This is a genomic window from Streptomyces sp. MUSC 14 (genome assembly GCF_001866675.1).
GTDB lineage: Bacteria > Actinomycetota > Actinomycetes > Streptomycetales > Streptomycetaceae > Streptomyces.
Genome location: NZ_MLYN01000084.1, coordinates 60,723 through 79,360 on the forward strand (window position 1 = coordinate 60,723; position 18,638 = coordinate 79,360).

Sequence of the window (18,638 nt, forward strand, 5' to 3'; positions counted from 1 at the left end):
GCAAGGGAATGTACGTACCCAAGGAGTCCCAGCCCAAGCAGGGCGGCGCGGCCGCCAAGGCCAGGGACGGCGAGAAGGGCGGCAAGCGCAAGATCGTCGCCCAGAACAAGAAGGCCCGGCACGACTACGCGATCATCGACACCTACGAGGCCGGGCTCGTGCTCACCGGCACCGAGGTCAAGTCGCTGCGCGAGGGACGGACCTCGCTGACGGACGGCTTCGTCCAGATCGACCGGGGCGAGGCGTGGCTGCACAACGCCCACATCCCGGAGTACCACCAGGGCAGCTGGACCAACCACTCCGCGCGCCGCAAGCGCAAGCTGCTGCTGCACCGTGAGGAGATCGACAAGCTGGAGACCAAGGCCCAGGAGACGGGGCACACCATCGTGCCGCTCGCCCTGTACTTCAGCAACGGCCGCGCGAAGGCCGAGATCGCGCTCGCGCGAGGCAAGAAGGAGTACGACAAGCGGCAGACCCTGCGGGAGAAGCAGGACCGGCGCGAGTCGGACCGTGCGATCGCGGCGGCCAAGCGAAGGCAGCGCGGCGTGTAGGCCGGGAGCGCGGTAGCGCCGGGAATACGGTGGCATCGGCGCGGGTTGGTCACGTACGATGGCACCAACACCGGTTGAACCCGGTGTGTGCATTGAAAACACAACATGGGGATGATCGGTTTCGACAGCGGCTGTCGAAGCAGGGGAAGCGTGTCGAGGAAGCGGCAATGATCTCGTAAACCATATGTCGCAAAAAATAATCGCCAACACCAAGCGCGATTCCTTCGCCCTCGCTGCCTAAGTAGCGACTTGCGAAGTGTCAGCCCGGGGCTGTTCCCGACCCGGATCCTGGCATCAGCTAGGGAACTAAACCTTGATCCCGGTCACGGGGTGAAGAGGGAAATCTAACAGTGACTGGGCCCGTCGGCGACTTGTTCGCGTGATCGCCGGGGCCGAGAAAATCACAGCGAACTGCACACGGAGAAGCCCTGATTCCGCACCGTTGGACGCGGGTTCGATTCCCGCCATCTCCACGAGTCGGAGGTGGACCGTGCCCGCAAACAGCGCGGGCACGGTCCACCTCGTCCTATTTCTGGGGGCATGACCCCCAGACCCCCTCACCCCTCCGGGGGTACCCCATGTGGGCAAAGGCCCCGTCGCTCCGAGCGGCGGGGCCTTTGTCGTGTCGGTGCGGGCTTACCCGCTTACCGGGCTCACCACGTCTGGCCTCGGCGTTCATCGTTTGTTGATGACCGGGAGGGAGCGTTGTGAAGCCATCTGCGCATGAACTCCACAAGAGGAAGTGCGTGACATCTCCACCCTGAAAGGGGGTGCAGTGATGAAGCTTCTCTTCGCCATCCGCAACAAGGTCTCCGCTCAGAAGAGCCTGAAGGCGAGCGCCTGGTACTTCTGGTACTAGGCCGATTCGCAGTAGCCCGGTGAGGTCGCCCCCGCTGTCCCGGCGGGGGCGATCCCGGTGTCCGCCCGCCTGCCCCTCGGCCCTTCCGGAGACCCGCATGCGCCGCACGTTGTTCCATCCACGGCTTGCCGCCCTGTTCCGGGACCATCTCGGGCAGGACGTCTTCCGGCTCGAACCCGACACCGTCGGAGTCGCCGGGCACGAGGCCGCCGACCGGATCCTCGCCGCCCGCCGGGCCACCGAGACCGAGCGGCCCACGTTCAAGCCGCTGCACGGACGCTCGATCTCGCGCGGCGAGGCCTCCTCGGTGATGCGGACCGTCGGCGGCGACGTACGCGAGGCGCTGCAGGGGCCCCGCCCACGCCCCGAGGACGTCGACCTGTCCGGGGTCTGGCCGCTCAGGGGGCATCTGTTCCTGCGGGACCTGATCCTCGGCCAGGACCCCTACCGGCTGCGGATCCTGATGAGCCGCAACCTCGAACTGACCCCCAAGCTCACCTGGTCGGTGATCGCGGCGGGCGCCGCGCTCCCGGGGCGGCCCGGCCGGCGCGGCGCCCGGTCGACCGGCCTCGCGGGCCTGACGGCCGACGCCGGCGGCTACCACGAGCGCCGGTACGCCATGGGCATGTACCGCAGGGCGGCGGCGCCGCTGTGCTTCACGGTCTCCACGCTGGTCGCGAACGCGCTGTGGCTCGGCTCGCCCTTCGACCCCGACACGCCGAACCGGCACATCCTGCACGAGGCCATGCGGCTGCTGCCGCCGTCCTGGAACATCCTGCGCAACGCGTCGCCCGAGTACCCCGCCGTCGACGACCGGATCGGCGTCGGCGACGACGTCCTCGTCCTCCCGCTCCTCTCCCACCGGGATCCGAAACTGTGGGAGGACCCGCACGCGTTCCGCCCGGAGCGCTGGCAGACCCTCGACCCGGACACCGCACCCGGCTACCTCCCCTTCGGCCACTCCTCCGAGCGGTGCTGGGGCCGGCACATGGTGATGCCGCTCGCCGAACTGCTCCTGGACCTCGTGCGCGGCGCGGGCCTCGACCTCAGCCCCGACCAGGGCTCCGCCAAGGTCCCCCTCCTCGGCCTGCTCGGAGTCGAGGACGTCCGGCTGACGAAGGCGCGCCGCCGTGCCGCGTCCTGATCCGGCACACGAGGCCGAGCCGGTGGCCGGGGTCGAGGCCGGGACCGAGACAGAGGCCGGGACCGAGGCTGGGACCGAGACAGAGGCTGGGGCCGGGACCGAGGGCGGGGTCGAGGCCGTGGCCGGGGCTGGGGCCGGGGCTGTGGCTGGGGCTGTGGCCAGGACCGAGGGCGGGGCTGGGACCGAGGTCGAGGCTGGGGCCGGGACCGAGGGCGGGGCTGTAGCCGGGACCGAGTCCGTGGCTGGAGCTGGGGTTGAGGCCGGGGCCGTGGCTGGGGTTGGGGCCGAGGGTGGGGCCGTGGCCAGGGCCGTAGCCGGGACCGAGTCCGTGGCTGGAGCTGGGGTCGAGGTTGGGACCGAGACAGAGGCCGTAGCCGGGACCGAGCCTGTGGCTGGAGCTGGGGTCGAGGCCGGGGCCGTAGCTGGGACCGAGGGCGGGGCCGGGACCGAGGCTGGGGCCGTGGCCGTGGCCGTGGCCGTGGCCGTGGCCGGGGGCGGGGCCGAGGCCGTGGCCGTGGCTGAGGTTGGGGCCGGGACCGAGACAGAGGCCGTGGCCGTGGCCGGGGTCGAGGTTGGGGCCGGGACCGAGACAGAGGCCGGGGCCAGGGCCGTAGCCGGGACCGAGTCCGTGGCTGGAGCTGGAGCTGGAGCTGGAGCTGGAGCTGGGGCCGAGGCCGGCGCCGTGGCTGGGGTTGGGGCCGAGGGTGGGGCCGGGGCCGGGGGAGGGGCTGGAGCTGCGGTCGAGGCCGAGTCCGTGGCCGGGACCGAGGGTGGGGCCAGGGCCGAGGCCGGGACCGAATCTGTGGCTGGAGGTGGGGTCGGGGCCGGGGCCGTAGCCGGGACCAGGGGCGGGACCGGGACCGGGGCCGTGGCCGTGGCTGGGGCCGAGACAGAGGCCGGAGCCGAGGTGGTGGGTGAGTCCTTCGCCCGGTACCCGCATGCCGGTTACCGGCGCTGGCGTGCGCAGGGCGGGGTCCGCGAGGTCCGGTTCTCCGGGGCCGCGCCGCTGGCCGGCTGGGTCGTCACCGGGTACGCCGACTGCCGGGCGGCCCTCGCCGATCCCCGGCTGAGCAAGGACGGCGCGACCGAGGCGTACGCCCGCCACGAGGGACTGCCCACCGGCGGTCCGGGCGGCTGGCTCACCAGCCACATGCTCAACTCCGACCCGCCCCGCCACACCCGTCTGCGGCGCCTGGTCCAACAGGCCTTCACCCAGCGGCGGGTGGCGGAGCTGCGCCCCCGGATCGAGGCCCATGTCACCGCACTCCTCGACGCGCTGGACCGGGCGGACGAGGCGGACGAGGTCGACCTGATCGCCCGGTTCGCGCTGCCGCTGCCGCTCGCGGTGATCTTCGAGCTGCTCGGCGCGGACCCCGGCCCGCACGGGGTCCTCCAGGTCAGGGGCCACACGGTGGGCGGGGACGGAGGAGACGGGGAGGTGTCCGTCCCGACCGCCGGGGCGATGCTGGAGCGGCTGTGTGAGCTGGTCGAGGACAAGCGCGCCCACCCCGGCGACGACCTGCTCTCCGCTCTCCTCGCCGCCCGCGCCGACGGCGACCGCCTCACCGCGCAGGAGGTCACCTCGATGGCGTTCCTGCTGGTGATCGCGGGCCACCAGACCACGGTCAATCTCGTCGCCAACGGCCTGTACGCGCTGCTCACGCATCCCGGGCAGCTCGCCGCCGTACGCGCCGATCCCGCGCTCGTCCCCGGCCTGACCGAGGAAGTCCTGCGCCACGAGAGCCCGTTCGCGCTCGCGAGCCTGCGCTACACCACCGAGCCGGTGACGATCGCCGGTACGACGATCCCGGCCGGGGAGTTCGTGCAGATCGCGCTGGCGGCCGCCAACCGGGACCCGGCGGTCTTCGCGGACCCCGACCGCTTCGACGTCACCCGCGACGCCTCCCGGCACCTGGCGTTCGGCCACGGCATCCACCACTGCCTGGGCGCACCGCTGGCCCGCCTGCAGGCCGAGATCGCGTTCACCCACGTACTGCGACGCTTCCCCGGCCTGCGGCTCGCCGGTCGCGAGCGCGCCCCCGAGTGGCAGGACAACCCTCGCCACCGCGGCCTGCTCAGCCTTCCGGTCCGTCTGCGCTGACGTTCCGGCGGACGCCCGTCGATGCCGTGTGGACGAGCAGCGCGAGCGCGGCCGCGGCGGCCGGGACGGCGAGGGCGGTGCCGGGGGAGAGGTGCTGGGCCGTCCAGCCGCCGGCCGCCGAGCCGCAGGCGATGCCGGTGAGCAGCCCGGTCACCACCAGGCTCATGCCCTCGTTCAGCCGGTCGGCCGGGGTGCACCGCTGCACCAGGGTCATCGCCGTCACCATCGTCGGCGCGGTCGCCATGCCCGCGACCAGCAGCGCGCCCGCGAGCGCCGGCAGCGAACCGGCGGCCCCGGCTGCCGCCCACGGCAGGGTCATCAGGACGGCCATGGCGGCCAGGCAGTGGCCGAGCCGCACCCCCGCCGGCCTGCGCGCCCCGAACACCAGGCCCGCCGCGCACGAGCCCGCCGCCTGGAGCGCGAGGACGGCACCGGCCACCGCGCGGTGGCCGTGCGCGTCGGCGAAGGCGATCGTGCCGACCTCCATCGAGCCGAACACCATGCCGGTCGCGACGAAGCAGGCCAGCAGCGGCCGGATGCCGGGGCTGCGCAGCGGCGACGGCGCCCTCGAACGCGCGCCGACCGGCGGCTCGGTGGCGCGCTGCGCGGTGAACAGCAGCATGCCGGCGAGCAGCAGCACCGCTCCGGTGAGCGTGCCCGCCTCCGGGAAGAACGTGCCGGTCAGGAAGGACGCGAGCACCGGGCCGAGCATGAAGCACAGCTCGTCGGCGGCCTGCTCGAAGGCGTTCGCGGTGTGCAGCGCGCCGGGGTCGTCGCGCAGCAGATGGGCCCAGCGGGCGCGGGAGAGGCCGCCGATGTTGGGGGTGGCCGCGGTCGCGGCGTAGGCGGCGAACAGGGTCCAGTCGGGAGCGCCGAAGCGCACGCACAGCAGCAGCGCGAGGCTGCCGAGCACGGAGAGGAGCGTGGCGGGCACGGCGATCCGGGCCTGCCCGTGCCGGTCGATCAGCCGGGCGATCCAGGGCCCGGCCAGCCCGGTCGCGGCGAGCCCGGTCGCGGTGACGGCACCGGCGAGGGCGTACGAACCCCGGGACCCGGCGATCATCACGACGGCGCTCACGCTGAACATGCCCGTCGGCAGCCGAGCGAGCAGATTGCCGGTGGTGAACGCGCGCGTGCCGCGCAGGGAGAAGAGCCGGAGGTAGGCGCTCCGGCGCGCCGGAGCCGATATGACGGAGGGCATGGATTCACCCTCGCCCAGGGTGGATCAAGGGGTCCAACACCTGCCCGGCGCCCATTCACGCACCCGTGTTGTAAGTTCGCGCTCATGCCCGCCGACCTGGACCCGAGACTGCTGCGCGCCTTCGTCGCCGTCGCCGAGGAACTGCACTTCACCCGGGCCGCCGCCCGGCTGTACGTCGCCCAGCAGGCGCTCAGCCGTGATGTACGGCGGCTGGAGCGGGAGTTGGGCGCCGAGCTGTTCCTGCGGAGCACGCGGCAGGTGATGCTGACGGCCGACGGCGAGCGCCTGCTGCCGTACGCCCGCCGGGTCCTGGCGGCGCAGGACGAGCTGCTGGCGGCCTGCACGTCCTTCGGGCAGGCCCGCCCGCTGCTGGTGGACCTCAACTCGCCGGGCCTCGTCACCGGTCGCCGGGTGCTGCACCGGGCCCGTGAACTCGCCCCCGACTGCGAGCTGATGGCCCGCTACGAGAGCGGTCTGACCGGAGCCGCCGAGCAGATCCTGTCGGGCCGGCTGGACGTCTCCTTCGGCCGGTTCGCCGGGCTGGACCCGGCGCTGCGGTCGGGGCTGGAGCGGCAGCCGGTGCGCTACGAGCCGATGGCCGTGGTCCTGCCCGAGGAACACCCCCTGGCCGCGCTGCCGGAGATACCGGTGGCCGGGCTGACCGGGGAGACGGTGTACGCCGGTGCCGGCAATCCGCGCACGCTGGAGTGGACCGACCTGGCGTCCCGCCTGTTCGAGGGGAACGGCATCCGGCTCGCCCCGCCGCTGCCGCTGGCCGTCGGGGACGAGGAGTTCGAGCGGATCATGGGCAAGACCCGGTACCCGGTGCTGGCCGTGGTGGACTTCCCGGCCCTGCCCCGCACGGTCCGCCGCCCGCTCGTCGACCCCGTTCCGCTGTCGCCGGTCTCGCTGGTGTGGCGCAGGAGCCTGGTCCATCCGGGGCTGGACGCGCTGCGGCGGGCGGCGGCGGAGCTGGCGGAGCGGGAGGGGTGGCTGCGACTGCCCGTGGAGGCGTGGATTCCACTTGAGGACGCATTTCCCTTGCTCGGGAAGATTCGATGAACGGTCGATTCGATGAACATTCGAATCGGTGAACGCGCCGCCCTTCGTGCCCGGCAGTTCACTCACACAACACCCAACGAGCCGGAACACCTACCGTTTCGGACCAATAGGACAGGCGAAGACCTTAACGTAACCTCAACAATCTTGTTCGCTGTTGAAGCTTCAAAGGATCATTGTGTTCTCGACCCGGTAAGCCATGGACTCCGGGATTCGAGCACCCATCCGATACAACGGGGAGCACAGCAGTGAAAATGTTCAAGAAGGCGGCAATTCTGTTCGGCGCGGCAGGAGCTGCGACGGCGCTCATGGCCGGACCTGCGTTCGCGGGGCCCATCTACGCAACGCAGGGCGGTTCGTCGTCCAGCGGCCACTGCGACAATCACGTGAGCGGCGGCAACATCTCCAGCTCTCCCCGCCCCTTCGTCGCCACGGCCTTCGGCGGCGTGGGATGTGACAAGTGGAGCGCGGCTGTCGAGGTCGTGTACTACGACAACTTCAACAACGAGCAGGCTGACCACGCGGGCTCGACGCCGACTCAGAACGGCCCGCAGTCGCAGATCATCAAGCAGACCTACGAGTACAACAGCATCGTCGAGGTCATCGGGTCCCAGCGTGACAGCAACAATAACCCGACTCCTGGGGTTTACCTGTACTTCTAGGTAACGGTTCGCTTTCGTAGCGACGTCTGGATTCAAACGGTCACCCGCTTCCTCTTGGTGACAATTCTCCTCGGGGAAGCGGGTGGCATCTCAATCAACAGCTTCGAAGCAGTGGCAAAGCGAGAGCACGATGACCATTCGCAAGCACGGTCGTGATCAGCTGTTCAAGGTGCTCGGTGTGACATTCTCCGTACTCGTGATTGCAGGACTTGCAATCTCTGCGCTGATGACGCACAGCAGTAGCGCCAATAGCGCCGAACCTATTACGAAACCAGCAGGAAAACTGAACCCCAAGGCTACTCTTGTTCCGTTGCCAACGGGTAGTTTCGCAGTTCTTGCTGCGGCCAGCGCAAACACGAGGCCGAGCAACTGGTCACCCATCGCATGGGTGACCAGCGGGACAGAGTGCTACGGCGTTGGAGACGTATCCGCATCGGACCATCCGCACCAAGTTGCATGTGGCCCGGCGCAAGTCGGCTGGAATCAGCCCGGAATACCCAAGCTCTGGACGAAGCCGCATTTTGTGGCTCAGCTGTTCCGGGGAAGCTCGATGGACATGCTGGCCATTGGCTTCGTCCAGGGCTCGGCGAGCACAGTCGACGTGACCATGACCTCAGGCCGGACGATCACAAGCCACGTAGTTCCACTCCCGGCGCCAAACCCGGGGTCGGTCGGGGCTTACTCACTGTGGCTTCCCAGTAATTCGGGACGCGTGGGGTGGAACGATATACGTCACGTCGTCGCGAAGAATGCGTCGGGCGCGCCGATAGCTGAGCTAGGATAGTTTCGGATTTTCGCCGGTCTCGACAATCCTGTAACCTATTCCTCGCAGCGTTCTGATTTCAACACCGGATCTCTTGGTCTTCCGTCGAAGGATCGCGATATGAACTTCGAGACTTCGGCTGACTTCTGATATATCCGCCCGCCAGAGATGACGGGCCAGTACTTCACGGCGAACCGCCACGTCGGCATGAGAAGCCAAGTACCACAGCAAGTCGAATTCTCTCGGCTTCACATGGGTGTCTACGCCGTTGACTGAGAGCGTCCTTCTGGAGCCATCGAGCATGAGGGCTCCGATCCGTATCTCACCACAAGCCTCTACATGTGGCTCCGAGTCAAAATTGACTCGGGTTCGCTCCAGAATGGCGTTGATGCGAGCCAGGAGCTCCGGAATGAAATACGGTTTACAGACGTAATCGTCAGCGCCGGCGCGGAAACCCCGCAATCTGGATTCAGGATCAGTCTGACTGCTTACGACGATCACGGGTATTTTCGTTGTACGTCGAATCCTTGAACAGAGTTCCAGGCCGCCCCCACCAGGCAACCCGCCGTCGACTATAGCCAAGTCTGGACTGCTCGACACGGCGATCATCGCTTCATCGTAGTTCCTTGCCAATGAGGTTTGGAACCCGTGCCTATTCAGAAGCTCTGATTGAATCCTCAATACTCGCAAGTCGTCTTCGACAAGCATTATCCTCATGTGCATCCCCCGTGCGCAGTCGGCACCATGGTCAATGGTGATGCCGTGTGCATGATCCTGAGCGCGGCATGCCGAGCTGTCAACAGCCAGGTGGCACTGTTTTCTGCGTTCGATATCCCGAACCTGATTGCGCACCGGGTCGGTCCGGACGATTCGGCCGACCGACTCCGGGAAAGGTAAGATTTTCGCAAGCGCCCTTTTTGGAATCGGTCATCCAGGGTCTTCCGTACAGGACAAGGCCGGTCCGGCGCGTGAAAGGGCTTCTGGTGGCTGGGTGCTCAGCCACCAGAAGCTCCGTATCCGCCGAGAAATCAGCCGTTCGCCCTGGCCGGGGTCGTGGTCGTGGCGATGCCCTCCGTCTTGTCGGCCTGGAGGGCGAACTCATTGGTGAACGTCTTGGACAGATCCACCGACGACGTGGCGTGGCCCACGAGTTCCTCGGTGGCCAGAACGGTCTTCGGGCCGCCGGCCGGCATGATGCCGTCCGGGAGGAACTGGCCCTTGTCCGCGGTCAGGGCCGTGATGTAGTCGGCCTTGGTGATCAGCGGGTTCGACACGTACGACGACGGCAGCTTGTCGGCGATGTCGGCCGCGCTGTGCGTGCTGATCCAGTGCATGGTGGCGACGAGCGCGTCCACGACCTTCTGCGCCGTGTCCTTGTGGGAGTTGACCCAGCCGGTCTGGGCGAGGACGGTCGCGGCCGGCCAGGTGCCGCCGAGCGCCGCCTTGGCCCCCGCGGTACTCGCCAGGTTGATCGTGGGGACGCCGATGCCCTTCTTCTCGATCGCGGCGACCGTCGGCTGCGTCGTCATGACGCAGGCGGTCTTTCCGTTCTGCAGGGCGGCGACGGCGGTGCCGCCCTCGGAGACGCCGATCCGGCTGAACTCGGTGGCCTTGACGCCCTTCTGTACGCCCATGAACTGGGTGAGCGTGTCGGTGCCCGACCCGATGTCGGTGACGCCGAGCGTCTTCCCCTTGAAGTCCGCGCCCGAGCGGACGCCGCTCTTTGGGGTGCACATCTCCCGTTCGCCCGGGGCGCCGGACAGCTGGACGATGCCCTCCACCGCCTTGCCCTTCACCTGGAAGTCGATGGTGTGGACGTACCAGGCGCCCGCCATGTCCACCTGCCCGGAGGCCATGGCGTCCTCGGCGCCGACACCGCCCTGGTGCTCGGTGCTCAGCGAGACGTTGACGCCGTACTTCTTGTAGAAGCCGAGCTGCTGGGCCAACTCGTAGGGCAGGTAGATCTGCTTGTCGATGCCGCCGACCATGAGCTTGACGGTCGGCATGCCGTTCGCGCTGCTGGAGCCGCTGGAACAGGCGCTGGTGGCACCGAGAGCGAGGACGGTGAGGAGAGACGCGGCGACGGCGACGGGTCGTCTGGACATGGCGGGCCACTTTCCTTCGGGAGAGGAACAGGGGAGGGGAGGAACAGAGGGGACAGGGGAGGGACGGGGACGCAGTCAGAGGGAGCTGACCTCGGACGGGGCCGGCGGGCGCCAGGCCAGCAGCCGGTGTTCGAGCTTGCCGATCAGCCACTCGGCGCCCATCACGATGACGGCGACGACGAGCATGGTCGCGAACACGCCGTTGGGGTCGAAGTTGTCCATTGAGGTCTTGATGACCAGGCCGAGGCCGTGCTGCGCGCCCAGCACCTCGCCGACCAGCGCGCCGACGATGGCGAAGCCGAAGGCACTGTGCAGGCTGGCGATGATCCAGGTGAGCGCCGACGGCACGGTGACGTGCCGGACGATCTGCAGCTCCGAGGCGCCGAGCACCTTGGCGTTGGCGAGGATGTTGCGGTCGACCTCACGGACGCCCTGGAAGGCGTTGAAGAAGACGATGAAGAACACCAGGACCGCGGCGAGCAGCACCTTCGGAAGCGTGCCGATGCCGAACGCGATCATGAAGATCGAGCCGAGGACGATACGCGGGATCGCGTTCACGATCTTGATGTAGGGGCCGAGCACGTCGGAGAGGAAACGGCTCTGGCCCAGGGCGACGCCGAAGACCACTCCGGTGACGGTCCCGATGGCGAAGCCGATGAGCGCTTCCTGGACCGTGGTCCAGATGTCCGCGTAGTAGGACCCCTGCTCGGTGCCGTGCTGGAAGAGGTCGATCAGCCGCCTGACGATGCCGGTCGGCTGCCCGAAGAAGAACTTGTCGACGATCCCCAGCGCGGTGAACGCCTGCCAGCCGCCGACGACGATGATCCCGAGGATGATGCGGCCCGCCCACATCCCCGCGGCACGCTTGCGGACCTTGCGTCTGGCGTCAGTCTCCACCGAGGCCTGCGCGCCGTTGCCGGCCGGAGCGGGGGAGACGGTGGACGTCGTGCTCATGCCTTACCTCCTGCGGTGCGGGCGTACGCGCGCTCCACCTCTTCGCGCAGCGTGTCCCAGATCTGGTGCTGCAGTTCGATGAACCGGGGCTGGAAACGGATCTCCTGGACGGAGCCGCGCGGGCGGGGCAGGTCGATGTCGAAGACCGCCTTGACCGAACCGGGGCTGGAGGTCATCACGACGACCCGGTCGGCGAGCGCCACGGCCTCGTCCAGGTCGTGGGTGATGAAGACGACGGTCGGCCGGATCTGCTCCCACAGGGTCAGCAGCTCGGTCGACATGATCGCCTTGGTCTGCACGTCCAGGGCACCGAACGGCTCGTCCATGATCAGGATCTTGGGCTCGTTGATCAGGGCCGCGGCCATGGCGACCCGCTTGCGCATACCGCCCGAGAGCTGGTGCGGATAGCGGTCCTCGAACCCGGCGAGCCCCACCCGGCGCAGCCAGTCCCGGGCCGAGGCCTGCGCCTGTTGCTTGGGCACGCCCCGGAAGACCGGGCCCATCAGCACATTGCCGAGCACCGTCTTCCACGGCAGCAGCGCGTCCGCCTGGAACATGAAGCTGACACCGTCGGTGATGCCGTCCACCTCGCGGCCGCCGACCTTCACCGAGCCCTCGCTGGCCCGGTCGAGCCCGGAGACCATGCCCAGGGTGGTCGACTTGCCGCAGCCGGTGGGACCGACCACCGCGCAGAACTGGCCCGGCTCCACGGTGAACGACACGTCCTGCAGTGCCGTGAACACCTCACCGGCCGGGGTCAGGAATCGCTTGGTGAGCCCGGATATCTCGATGCGCGCGTCCTCGCGCGCCGCCGCACCGGCACTGCCAGAAGCCATGGGGAGCGGTCTCCTTTCGCCCTCGGGGGTCGAGGTGAAGGCAGACGCTAGAGGCCACCCGGTGTTACGTCGCTGTTTCCGAGGTATCCCGCGTTAGCCGCGTAATCAGGGGTTCTGCTCGTTTAGCTCAGCGCATCGGGGCTGGGCAGAAAATCGGCCATCAGGCACAATCACGCCACCACGGGTCCGGCGCAGGGCCGTCCCGGCACCACTCAGAACAGGGGCGATGAGGCACCTGTGACACCCATCCGCATACGGATCGGGCGCGGCGGGAGGGGGAGACTGTCCGCGCGGATCCTCGTCAGCCAGCTCGCCATCCTGGCGCTCACGGGCGTCATCGGCTTCGGCCTGTTCGCCTTCGCGCAGCGCTCCGCCCTAGACCGCACCTATGAGGAGCGGGCCGTGGCCATCGCCCGCACGACGGCCGCCGACCCGCAGGTCCGCAGCGCCATGCAGGAGAGCGCGAGCGGGCACGTCGTTCGCCCCGGCGTCGTCCAGGCCGTCGCCGAACGCATCCGGCAGTCGTCGGGGGCGTCGTACGTCGTGGTCATCGACCTGCACGGCATCCGCCACTCGCACCCCATGCCGCAGCTGGTCGGCTCGCCGGTGGCCGAGCCGGTCGTGGCGCGGGACGGACAGCCGCACGTCGGCACCGACCAGGGCGCGACCGGACGGTCCGCCAACGGCAGGGTCCCGCTGTACGGGCCGACGGGCGAACTGGTCGGCGAGGTGTCGGTGGGCATCCCGGAGCACGATGTGCTCGGCGAGCTGTGGCACGAGCTGCCCACCTTCGCCGTGTACGCCGCGATCGCCACCGCGCTCGGCGCCGCGGCCGCGTACCTGCTGGCCAGGCGGCTGAAGCGGACCACGTTCGGGTTGGAGCTGGAGGAGATCGCCGGGCTGCTGCAGGACCGCGAGGCGATGCTGCACGGCATCCGCGAGGGCGTGCTCGCCTTCGCCCCGGACGGCCGGATCAGCGTGGTCAACGACGAGGCCCGCCGGCTGCTCGGCGTCGGCACCGCGCTCGGCAGCACCCTGGACGAGGTGCTGCCCGACGGCCGGCTGCGCCGCGCCCTGGACGGCACCCTGACCGGCACCGACATCAGCGTCCTGACCGACGAGCACTGTCTGGTCGTCAACCGGATGCCGGTGACCCTGCACGGCCGCGCGCTGGGCGCGGTGGTGACCGTCCGTGACCGTACCGAACTGGTCGGCCTGCTGCGGGAGTTGGACTCCGTGCGCGGTCTGACGGACGCCCTGCGCGCCCAGCAGCACGAGTTCACCAACCGGATGCACACGCTCGCCGGGCTGCTGGACATCGGGGCGTACGACGACGCGTACGACCTGGCCGTGGAGTCGGCCGGCGCCGGGCAGGCGCTCACCGAGTTCGTGCGGGGGCGGATCGGCAACCCGCTGATGGTCGGCCTGGTCGTGGCCAAGACCACGGTGGCCGCCGAACGCGGCGTATGGGTCGAGCTGGCCGACGACTCGGCGCTCGGCGCGGACCCGCCGCAACTGCACCGGCTGCTGACGGTCGTCGGGAACCTGCTGGACAACGCGATCGACGCGGCGGGCGACGGACCGCCCCCGGCGGACGGGCGCGCGGTCCGCCTCACCCTCACCGAGGACGAGCGGGGCACGACGGTACGGGTGGCGGACACCGGCCCCGGCATCCCGCCCGGCGCCCGCGAGTCGATCTTCGAGGACGGCTGGTCGACCCGCCCCGACCGGGGCACCGCCCGCCGCGGCCTGGGCCTCGCCCTGGTCCACCGCCTGGTGTCGCGGCACGGCGGCACGATCACCGTCAGCGAGGGCCCGGGCGCGGTCTTCACCGTACGACTGCCGGACCCCGTGACGGCCGGAGGAGTGAACGCGCTGCACGCGGGCTCAGTGGGAGGTGACCGCGGATGATCCGCACCCTGGTCGTGGACGACGACTTCCGGGTCAGCCACATCCACTGCGACTACGTGTCCCGGGTGCGGGGCTACGAGGTGGTGGGCGAGGCGGCGACCGTGGCCGAGGCGCTGGAGGCGGCGCACGACCTGCGCCCCGACCTGCTCCTCCTCGACATCTTCCTGCCCGACGGCAGCGGACTGGACGTGCTGCGCCGGCTCACCGGGGACGCGGGAGGCGCCCGCCCCGATGCCTTCGTCATCACCGCGGACCGTGACATCGCCTCCGTCCGCACGGCTATGAAACTCGGCGCCGTCGGCTACCTCGTCAAGCCGTTCGGCGCCGCCGACCTGGCCGAGCGGCTCACCTCGTACCGCGAGCTCCAGCACCGCGTCGACACCCTCGGGGAGACCACGGAGACCGAACAGGCCGATGTGGACGCCCTGTTCAGCGCGGTCCGGCCGCCCGCCGTGCCCCGGGTCCCGGCCAAGGGCCACTCGGCGCCGACGCTCGCCCTCGTCCAGCAGGCGCTGCGCACCGCCCACCGCGACCTGTCGGCCGCCGAGGCCGCCGAACTGACCGGCGTCTCCCGGGCCACGGCTCAGCGCTACCTCTCCTACCTCGTCAAGGAGGGCATGGTCCGGCTCGTCCTGCGCTACGGCGCGACGGGCCGCCCCGAGCACAGGTACCGCATCGCGTCCTGAAGGTCCGCGAGGCCCTCACGCGTGCGCCTCCCGGCGAGTGAGAGCAACGTTCCCTTCCGGTCACCCACAGCCACAGCGCGGAAACCCCCGCTCCCTACCTTCGGGCTCAGTGTCGTGCAGCCGGAGCCCGTGGAGGAACGAGCGATGACAGCCCCAGCCGCATCAGGCGTACCCCGTCGCAGTGGCCGTTGGATCGAGCGATGGGATCCGGAGGACGAGGGATTCTGGCAGGCGACCGGGGAGCGGATCGCCCGCCGGAACCTGTGGTTCTCGGTGCTCTCGGAACACATCGGCTTCTCGGTCTGGACCCTCTGGTCCGTCCTCGTCCTCTTCATGGGACCGAAGTACGGCCTGACCCCCGCCGACAAGTTCCTGCTGACCTCGATGGTCACGCTGGTCGGCGCGGTCGTCCGGGTCCCCTACACCTTCGCCGTCGCGGTCTTCGGCGGCCGCAACTGGACGATCATCTCGGCGAGCCTGCTGCTGGTGCCGACGGTGGCGGCGTTCGCGGTGATGAAGCCGGGCACGTCGTTCACCACCTTCCTCCTGATCGGCCTGCTGGCCGGCATCGGCGGCGGCAACTTCGCGTCCTCCATGACCAACATCAACGCCTTCTTCCCGCTGCGGGAGAAGGGCTGGGCCCTGGGCCTGAACGCGGGCGGCGGCAACATGGGCGTGCCGGTGATCCAGCTGGTCGCGCTGGCGATCATCGGCGCGAACGGCGGCCCGCGGCTGCTGCTCGGCGTCTACATCCCGCTGATCGTCGTGGCGGCCGTCCTGGCGGCGGTCTTCATGGACAACCTGGCCACGGTGCGGAACGACACCGGCGCGGCGAAGGACGCGGCGAAGGACGCCCACACCTGGATCATGTCGTTCCTCTACGTCGGCACGTTCGGCTCCTTCATCGGCTACAGCTTCGCCTTCGGCCAGGTCCTGACGAACCAGTTCGGCCGCACCCCGCTCCAGGCGGCGTACCTCACCTTCATCGGCCCGCTGCTCGGCTCCCTGATCCGTCCGCTGGGCGGCCGGCTGGCCGACCGCTACGGCGGCGCCCGCATCACCCTGTGGAACTACGTGGGCATGGCGGTGGCCACCGCCCTCCTCATCCTGGCCGGTCTGCAGAAATCCCTCCCCTTCTTCGTCTCGGTCTTCGTCGTCCTGTTCGTCCTGAGCGGCCTCGGCAACGGCTCGACGTACAAGATGATCCCGGGCATCTTCCAGGCGAAGGCGCTGGCGAAGGGCCTGACGGGCGAGGAGGCGGTGGCGCACGGCCGCCGTCTGTCCGGCGCCTCGATGGGCCTGATCGGCGCGGTGGGCGCGCTCGGCGGCGTCGGCATCAACATGGCCTTCCGCCAGTCGTTCCTCTCCTACGGCTCCGGGACGGGCGCGTTCGTCGCCTTCCTCGCCTTCTACGGCGTGTGCTTCGCGCTGACGTGGGCCGTATACCTTCGCCGCCCGGTGAGGCAGGCTGTAACAGAGGCCACGACGGAGACGAAGTCGCAGCTCAGCTATGCCGAGGTGTGACGTTCGGCTGGTGTTGCGGTAGGACGTAACACCGGTGACATCACCCCGAACCGAGCCTGTCACGCGCCGTTGACAGGCTCGTACGGCATACCGGTCAGGGGCGTGTGCCGGTCAGCGAGGAGAGCCATGTACGACGAAGAGCAGCAGCATCCCGAGCACGGTCCGCTCGCGGGATTCACCGTGGGCGTCACCGCCGCGCGCCGGGCCGAGGAGCTGAGCGCGCTGCTCCAGCGGCGCGGCGCCGCCGTCCTGCACGCGCCCGCCCTGCGGATCGTGCCGCTCGCCGACGACGGGGAACTCCTCGCCGCGACGAAGGAGATCATCGACCAGGCTCCGGACACCGTCGTGGCCACGACCGCCATCGGCTTCCGGGGCTGGGTGGAGGCGGCCGAGGGCTGGGGCCTGGGCGACCCGCTGCTCGCCCGTCTCCGGGAGGCGGAACTGCTGGCCCGCGGCCCGAAGGTCAAGGGCGCGATCCGCGCGGCCGGACTGACGGAGGAGTGGTCCCCGTCCTCGGAGTCCATGGCGGAGGTCCTGGACCGCCTCCTGGAGGAGGGCGTGGAGGGCCGCCGCATCGCGGTCCAGCTGCACGGCGAACCGCTCCCCGGCTTCGTCGAATCACTCCGGGCCGGAGGGGCCGAGGTCCTCCCGGTCCCGGTGTACCGCTGGATGCCCCCGGAGGACACGACCCCGCTGGACCGCCTGCTGGACGCGACGATCGCGCGCTCACTGGACGCCCTGACGTTCACGAGCGCCCCGGCCGCCGCGTCGCTGCTGTCGCGCGCCGAGGACAGGGCCCTTCTCCCGGACCTGCTCTCGGCCCTCTCCCACGACGTCCTCCCGGCCTGCGTGGGCCCGGTGACAGCGCTCCCCCTCCAGGCCCACGGCGTGGACACGGTCCAGCCGGAGCGCTTCCGCCTGGGCCCGCTGGTGCAGTTGCTGTGCCAGGAACTCCCGGCGCGGGCCCGTGCGTTGCCGATCGCCGGTCACCGGGTGGAGATCCGGGGCCACGCGGTCCTGGTCGACGGCGCCCTGAAACCCGTCCCCCCGGCCGGCATGTCCCTCCTGCGCGCCCTGTCCCGCCGCCCCGGCTGGGTGGTGCCCCGCTCCGACCTGCTGCGCGCGTTGCCGGGCGCGGGCCGCGACGAACACGCCGTGGAAACGGCGATGGCACGCCTCCGCACGGCCCTCGGCACCCCGAAACTGATCCAGACGGTGGTGAAGCGCGGCTACCGCCTGGCCCTGGACCCGGCGGCGGATTCGAAGTACGCGGACGCGTGAGGCGAAGCCGGGTCCACACCCCGTGCCGGGCCTCCGTCTCGACCGCGCGGAGTTCGGCCATGGCCGCGCGAAACGCGGGGCCGTCCTTGCTGTCCGTGTTGTGTACGGAGACAAGGGCGGCCTCTCGCCCAGCCGGTGGGGGGCGATCCGTGCCAGCGCGATGCGAACAGCCGCGGGAGTGCGTGGTGTGCTCACGTGGCGGGCTCCTTGGTGCTCACGCGCTCGGCTTGGGGACGCGGCCCTGGTGGACGCACTCGCCGCCATGACTCAACGCCAGGCGCACGGCTGGTGGGACAGCTACCGCGACCACCTGCCGGTCGGCCTCATCGACCTTGCCGAGCTGGAGTACCACGCGGCAGCGCTGCGCGTTGCCCTGGTCATTCACATCCCGGCCCTGCTTCAGACGACCGATCACGCTCGCGCCCTCTTCAAAGCGGCGGTACCGCCGCTACGGCAGTACGAGATCGAGCACCGGGTCAGCCATCGCGTCAAGCGGCAGGAGATCCTGCACCGTGACGACCCGCCCTCGTACACGGCGGTGATCCACGAGTCCGCGCTGCACATGGGGTACGGCGGCGAGGTCACCGTGCGTGCCCAGCTCAGGCATCTGCCGGAAATGAGCGAGCTGGAGCACGTGACCGTGCGCGTCATCCCCTTCGGCAAGGGCTCCTTTCCGGGTACCGGACAGTCAGTCGACCACCTGGCGGGGAGGGTTCCCCAGCTCGACACTGTTCAACTGGACACTCGCCACGGATGTGAATTCCTGGACGCTGAAACCCAGTTGGAGAAGTACCGCCTTGTCCTCGACCGTATGGAGGCGGACGCCCTCAAGCCCGCAGAATCCCGTGACCTGATCCATCGCATCGCCCAGACCGTCTGAGGAAACCGTGCCCGAACTCCACTGGAAGAAGTCCAGCTACAGCCCCGACGCCTCCAACTGCCTCGAAATATCCACCCCCCACCCCTCCCCTCACCACCCTCCGCATCCGCGACTCCAAGAC

At 69.7% G+C, this 18,638-nt stretch carries 16 protein-coding genes and 1 other RNA gene; 12 read left to right on the forward strand and 5 right to left on the reverse strand.

Features of this window, described 5'->3' with window-relative positions:
• The first annotated feature begins 8 nt into the window (after positions 1–8).
• From smpB to BIV25_RS41530, 5 genes are all read left to right on the forward strand, one after another.
• Entirely contained in the window at positions 9–551 is a 543-nt protein-coding gene (gene smpB, locus BIV25_RS41515; protein WP_071377749.1) for an SsrA-binding protein SmpB, read from the forward strand.
• A 107-nt stretch (positions 552–658) separates the two neighbouring features.
• Positions 659–1,027, forward strand: a transfer-messenger RNA (tmRNA) gene (gene ssrA / locus BIV25_RS41520).
• A gap of 302 nt (positions 1,028–1,329) precedes the next feature.
• A complete protein-coding gene (locus BIV25_RS54815; protein WP_218161885.1) occupies positions 1,330–1,410 on the forward strand; it encodes a tryptorubin family RiPP precursor in 81 nt (26 codons plus the stop codon).
• A gap of 97 nt (positions 1,411–1,507) precedes the next feature.
• Positions 1,508–2,554 carry a cytochrome P450 gene (locus BIV25_RS41525; RefSeq protein ID WP_071377750.1) on the forward strand — a complete coding sequence of 349 codons (1,047 nt, stop codon included), beginning with the start codon at positions 1,508–1,510 and terminating at the stop codon, positions 2,552–2,554.
• A gap of 868 nt (positions 2,555–3,422) precedes the next feature.
• On the forward strand, positions 3,423–4,655 hold the full coding sequence (locus BIV25_RS41530) for a cytochrome P450 (RefSeq protein WP_218158521.1): 1,233 nt from the start codon (positions 3,423–3,425) through the stop codon (positions 4,653–4,655).
• Here the strand turns inward: BIV25_RS41530 and BIV25_RS41535 are convergent.
• On the reverse strand, positions 4,630–5,856 hold the full coding sequence (locus BIV25_RS41535; RefSeq protein WP_071377751.1) for an MFS transporter: 1,227 nt from the start codon (positions 5,854–5,856) through the stop codon (positions 4,630–4,632). The two genes, BIV25_RS41530 and BIV25_RS41535, sit on opposite strands and share 26 nt — an antisense overlap.
• A gap of 84 nt (positions 5,857–5,940) precedes the next feature.
• Here BIV25_RS41535 and BIV25_RS41540 point away from each other — a divergent pair, with 84 nt between their 5' ends.
• Positions 5,941–6,918 (forward strand): LysR family transcriptional regulator, encoded by a 978-nt coding sequence (locus tag BIV25_RS41540; RefSeq protein WP_071377752.1) that lies wholly within the window; start codon positions 5,941–5,943, stop codon positions 6,916–6,918.
• A 245-nt stretch (positions 6,919–7,163) separates the two neighbouring features.
• Entirely contained in the window at positions 7,164–7,577 is a 414-nt protein-coding gene (locus tag BIV25_RS41545; RefSeq protein WP_143076791.1) for a hypothetical protein, read from the forward strand.
• Between the two features lie 775 nt (positions 7,578–8,352).
• Here BIV25_RS41545 and BIV25_RS48550 read toward each other — a convergent pair.
• From BIV25_RS48550 to BIV25_RS41560, 4 genes are all read right to left on the reverse strand, one after another.
• A complete protein-coding gene (locus BIV25_RS48550) occupies positions 8,353–9,057 on the reverse strand; it encodes a response regulator transcription factor (protein WP_177235612.1) in 705 nt (234 codons plus the stop codon).
• Positions 9,058–9,368: 311 nt separating this feature from the next.
• Positions 9,369–10,445: an ABC transporter substrate-binding protein gene (locus BIV25_RS41550; RefSeq protein WP_071377754.1), complete on the reverse strand. Its 1,077-nt coding sequence runs from the start codon at positions 10,443–10,445 to the stop codon at positions 9,369–9,371.
• A gap of 75 nt (positions 10,446–10,520) precedes the next feature.
• Positions 10,521–11,399, reverse strand: a complete 879-nt coding sequence (locus BIV25_RS41555) for an ABC transporter permease (RefSeq protein WP_071377755.1) — start codon at positions 11,397–11,399, stop codon at positions 10,521–10,523.
• Positions 11,396–12,235 carry an ABC transporter ATP-binding protein gene (locus BIV25_RS41560; RefSeq protein ID WP_071377756.1) on the reverse strand — a complete coding sequence of 280 codons (840 nt, stop codon included), beginning with the start codon at positions 12,233–12,235 and terminating at the stop codon, positions 11,396–11,398. Before BIV25_RS41560 ends, BIV25_RS41555 begins: the two co-directional genes overlap by 4 nt.
• Before the next feature lie 237 nt (positions 12,236–12,472).
• On the opposite strand from BIV25_RS41560, the gene BIV25_RS41565 reads away from it, so the two are divergent.
• The 5 genes from BIV25_RS41565 to BIV25_RS41585 all read left to right on the forward strand — a co-directional run bounded on the left by BIV25_RS41565 (position 12,473) and on the right by BIV25_RS41585 (position 18,517).
• Positions 12,473–14,146: a sensor histidine kinase gene (locus BIV25_RS41565; RefSeq protein WP_107486651.1), complete on the forward strand. Its 1,674-nt coding sequence runs from the start codon at positions 12,473–12,475 to the stop codon at positions 14,144–14,146.
• The gene (locus BIV25_RS41570) at positions 14,143–14,832 is read left to right on the forward strand and encodes a response regulator (protein ID WP_071377757.1); all 690 of its coding nucleotides are present in this window, start codon (positions 14,143–14,145) and stop codon (positions 14,830–14,832) included. Before BIV25_RS41565 ends, BIV25_RS41570 begins: the two co-directional genes overlap by 4 nt.
• A gap of 144 nt (positions 14,833–14,976) precedes the next feature.
• The gene (locus tag BIV25_RS41575; RefSeq protein WP_071377758.1) at positions 14,977–16,356 is read left to right on the forward strand and encodes a NarK/NasA family nitrate transporter; all 1,380 of its coding nucleotides are present in this window, start codon (positions 14,977–14,979) and stop codon (positions 16,354–16,356) included.
• A 126-nt stretch (positions 16,357–16,482) separates the two neighbouring features.
• Entirely contained in the window at positions 16,483–17,637 is a 1,155-nt protein-coding gene (locus BIV25_RS41580; RefSeq protein ID WP_071377759.1) for a uroporphyrinogen-III synthase, read from the forward strand.
• A gap of 160 nt (positions 17,638–17,797) precedes the next feature.
• Positions 17,798–18,517, forward strand: coding sequence for a DUF5753 domain-containing protein (locus tag BIV25_RS41585; RefSeq protein ID WP_371273134.1), 720 nt, complete (start codon positions 17,798–17,800; stop codon positions 18,515–18,517).
• The last annotated feature ends 121 nt before the right edge of the window (positions 18,518–18,638 follow it).

Excerpts from the sequence above, each read along its gene's own strand:
- BIV25_RS54815 (WP_218161885.1), top strand. The coding sequence starts at position 1,330 with ATGAAGCTTCTCTTCGCCATCCGCAACAAGGTCTCCGCTCAGAAGAGC.
- BIV25_RS41580 (WP_071377759.1), top strand. The coding sequence starts at position 16,483 with ATGTACGACGAAGAGCAGCAGCATCCCGAGCACGGTCCGCTCGCGGGA.
- BIV25_RS41555 (WP_071377755.1), bottom strand. The coding sequence starts at position 11,399 with ATGAGCACGACGTCCACCGTCTCCCCCGCTCCGGCCGGCAACGGCGCG.
- BIV25_RS41570 (WP_071377757.1), top strand. The coding sequence starts at position 14,143 with ATGATCCGCACCCTGGTCGTGGACGACGACTTCCGGGTCAGCCACATC.
- BIV25_RS41540 (WP_071377752.1), top strand. The coding sequence starts at position 5,941 with ATGCCCGCCGACCTGGACCCGAGACTGCTGCGCGCCTTCGTCGCCGTC.
- BIV25_RS41535 (WP_071377751.1), bottom strand. The coding sequence starts at position 5,856 with ATGCCCTCCGTCATATCGGCTCCGGCGCGCCGGAGCGCCTACCTCCGG.
- BIV25_RS48550 (WP_177235612.1), bottom strand. The coding sequence starts at position 9,057 with ATGAGGATAATGCTTGTCGAAGACGACTTGCGAGTATTGAGGATTCAA.
- BIV25_RS41550 (WP_071377754.1), bottom strand. The coding sequence starts at position 10,445 with ATGTCCAGACGACCCGTCGCCGTCGCCGCGTCTCTCCTCACCGTCCTC.
- BIV25_RS41585 (WP_371273134.1), top strand. The coding sequence starts at position 17,798 with ATGCGAACAGCCGCGGGAGTGCGTGGTGTGCTCACGTGGCGGGCTCCT.
- BIV25_RS41575 (WP_071377758.1), top strand. The coding sequence starts at position 14,977 with ATGACAGCCCCAGCCGCATCAGGCGTACCCCGTCGCAGTGGCCGTTGG.
- smpB (WP_071377749.1), top strand. The coding sequence starts at position 9 with ATGTACGTACCCAAGGAGTCCCAGCCCAAGCAGGGCGGCGCGGCCGCC.
- BIV25_RS41560 (WP_071377756.1), bottom strand. The coding sequence starts at position 12,235 with ATGGCTTCTGGCAGTGCCGGTGCGGCGGCGCGCGAGGACGCGCGCATC.
- BIV25_RS41525 (WP_071377750.1), top strand. The coding sequence starts at position 1,508 with ATGCGCCGCACGTTGTTCCATCCACGGCTTGCCGCCCTGTTCCGGGAC.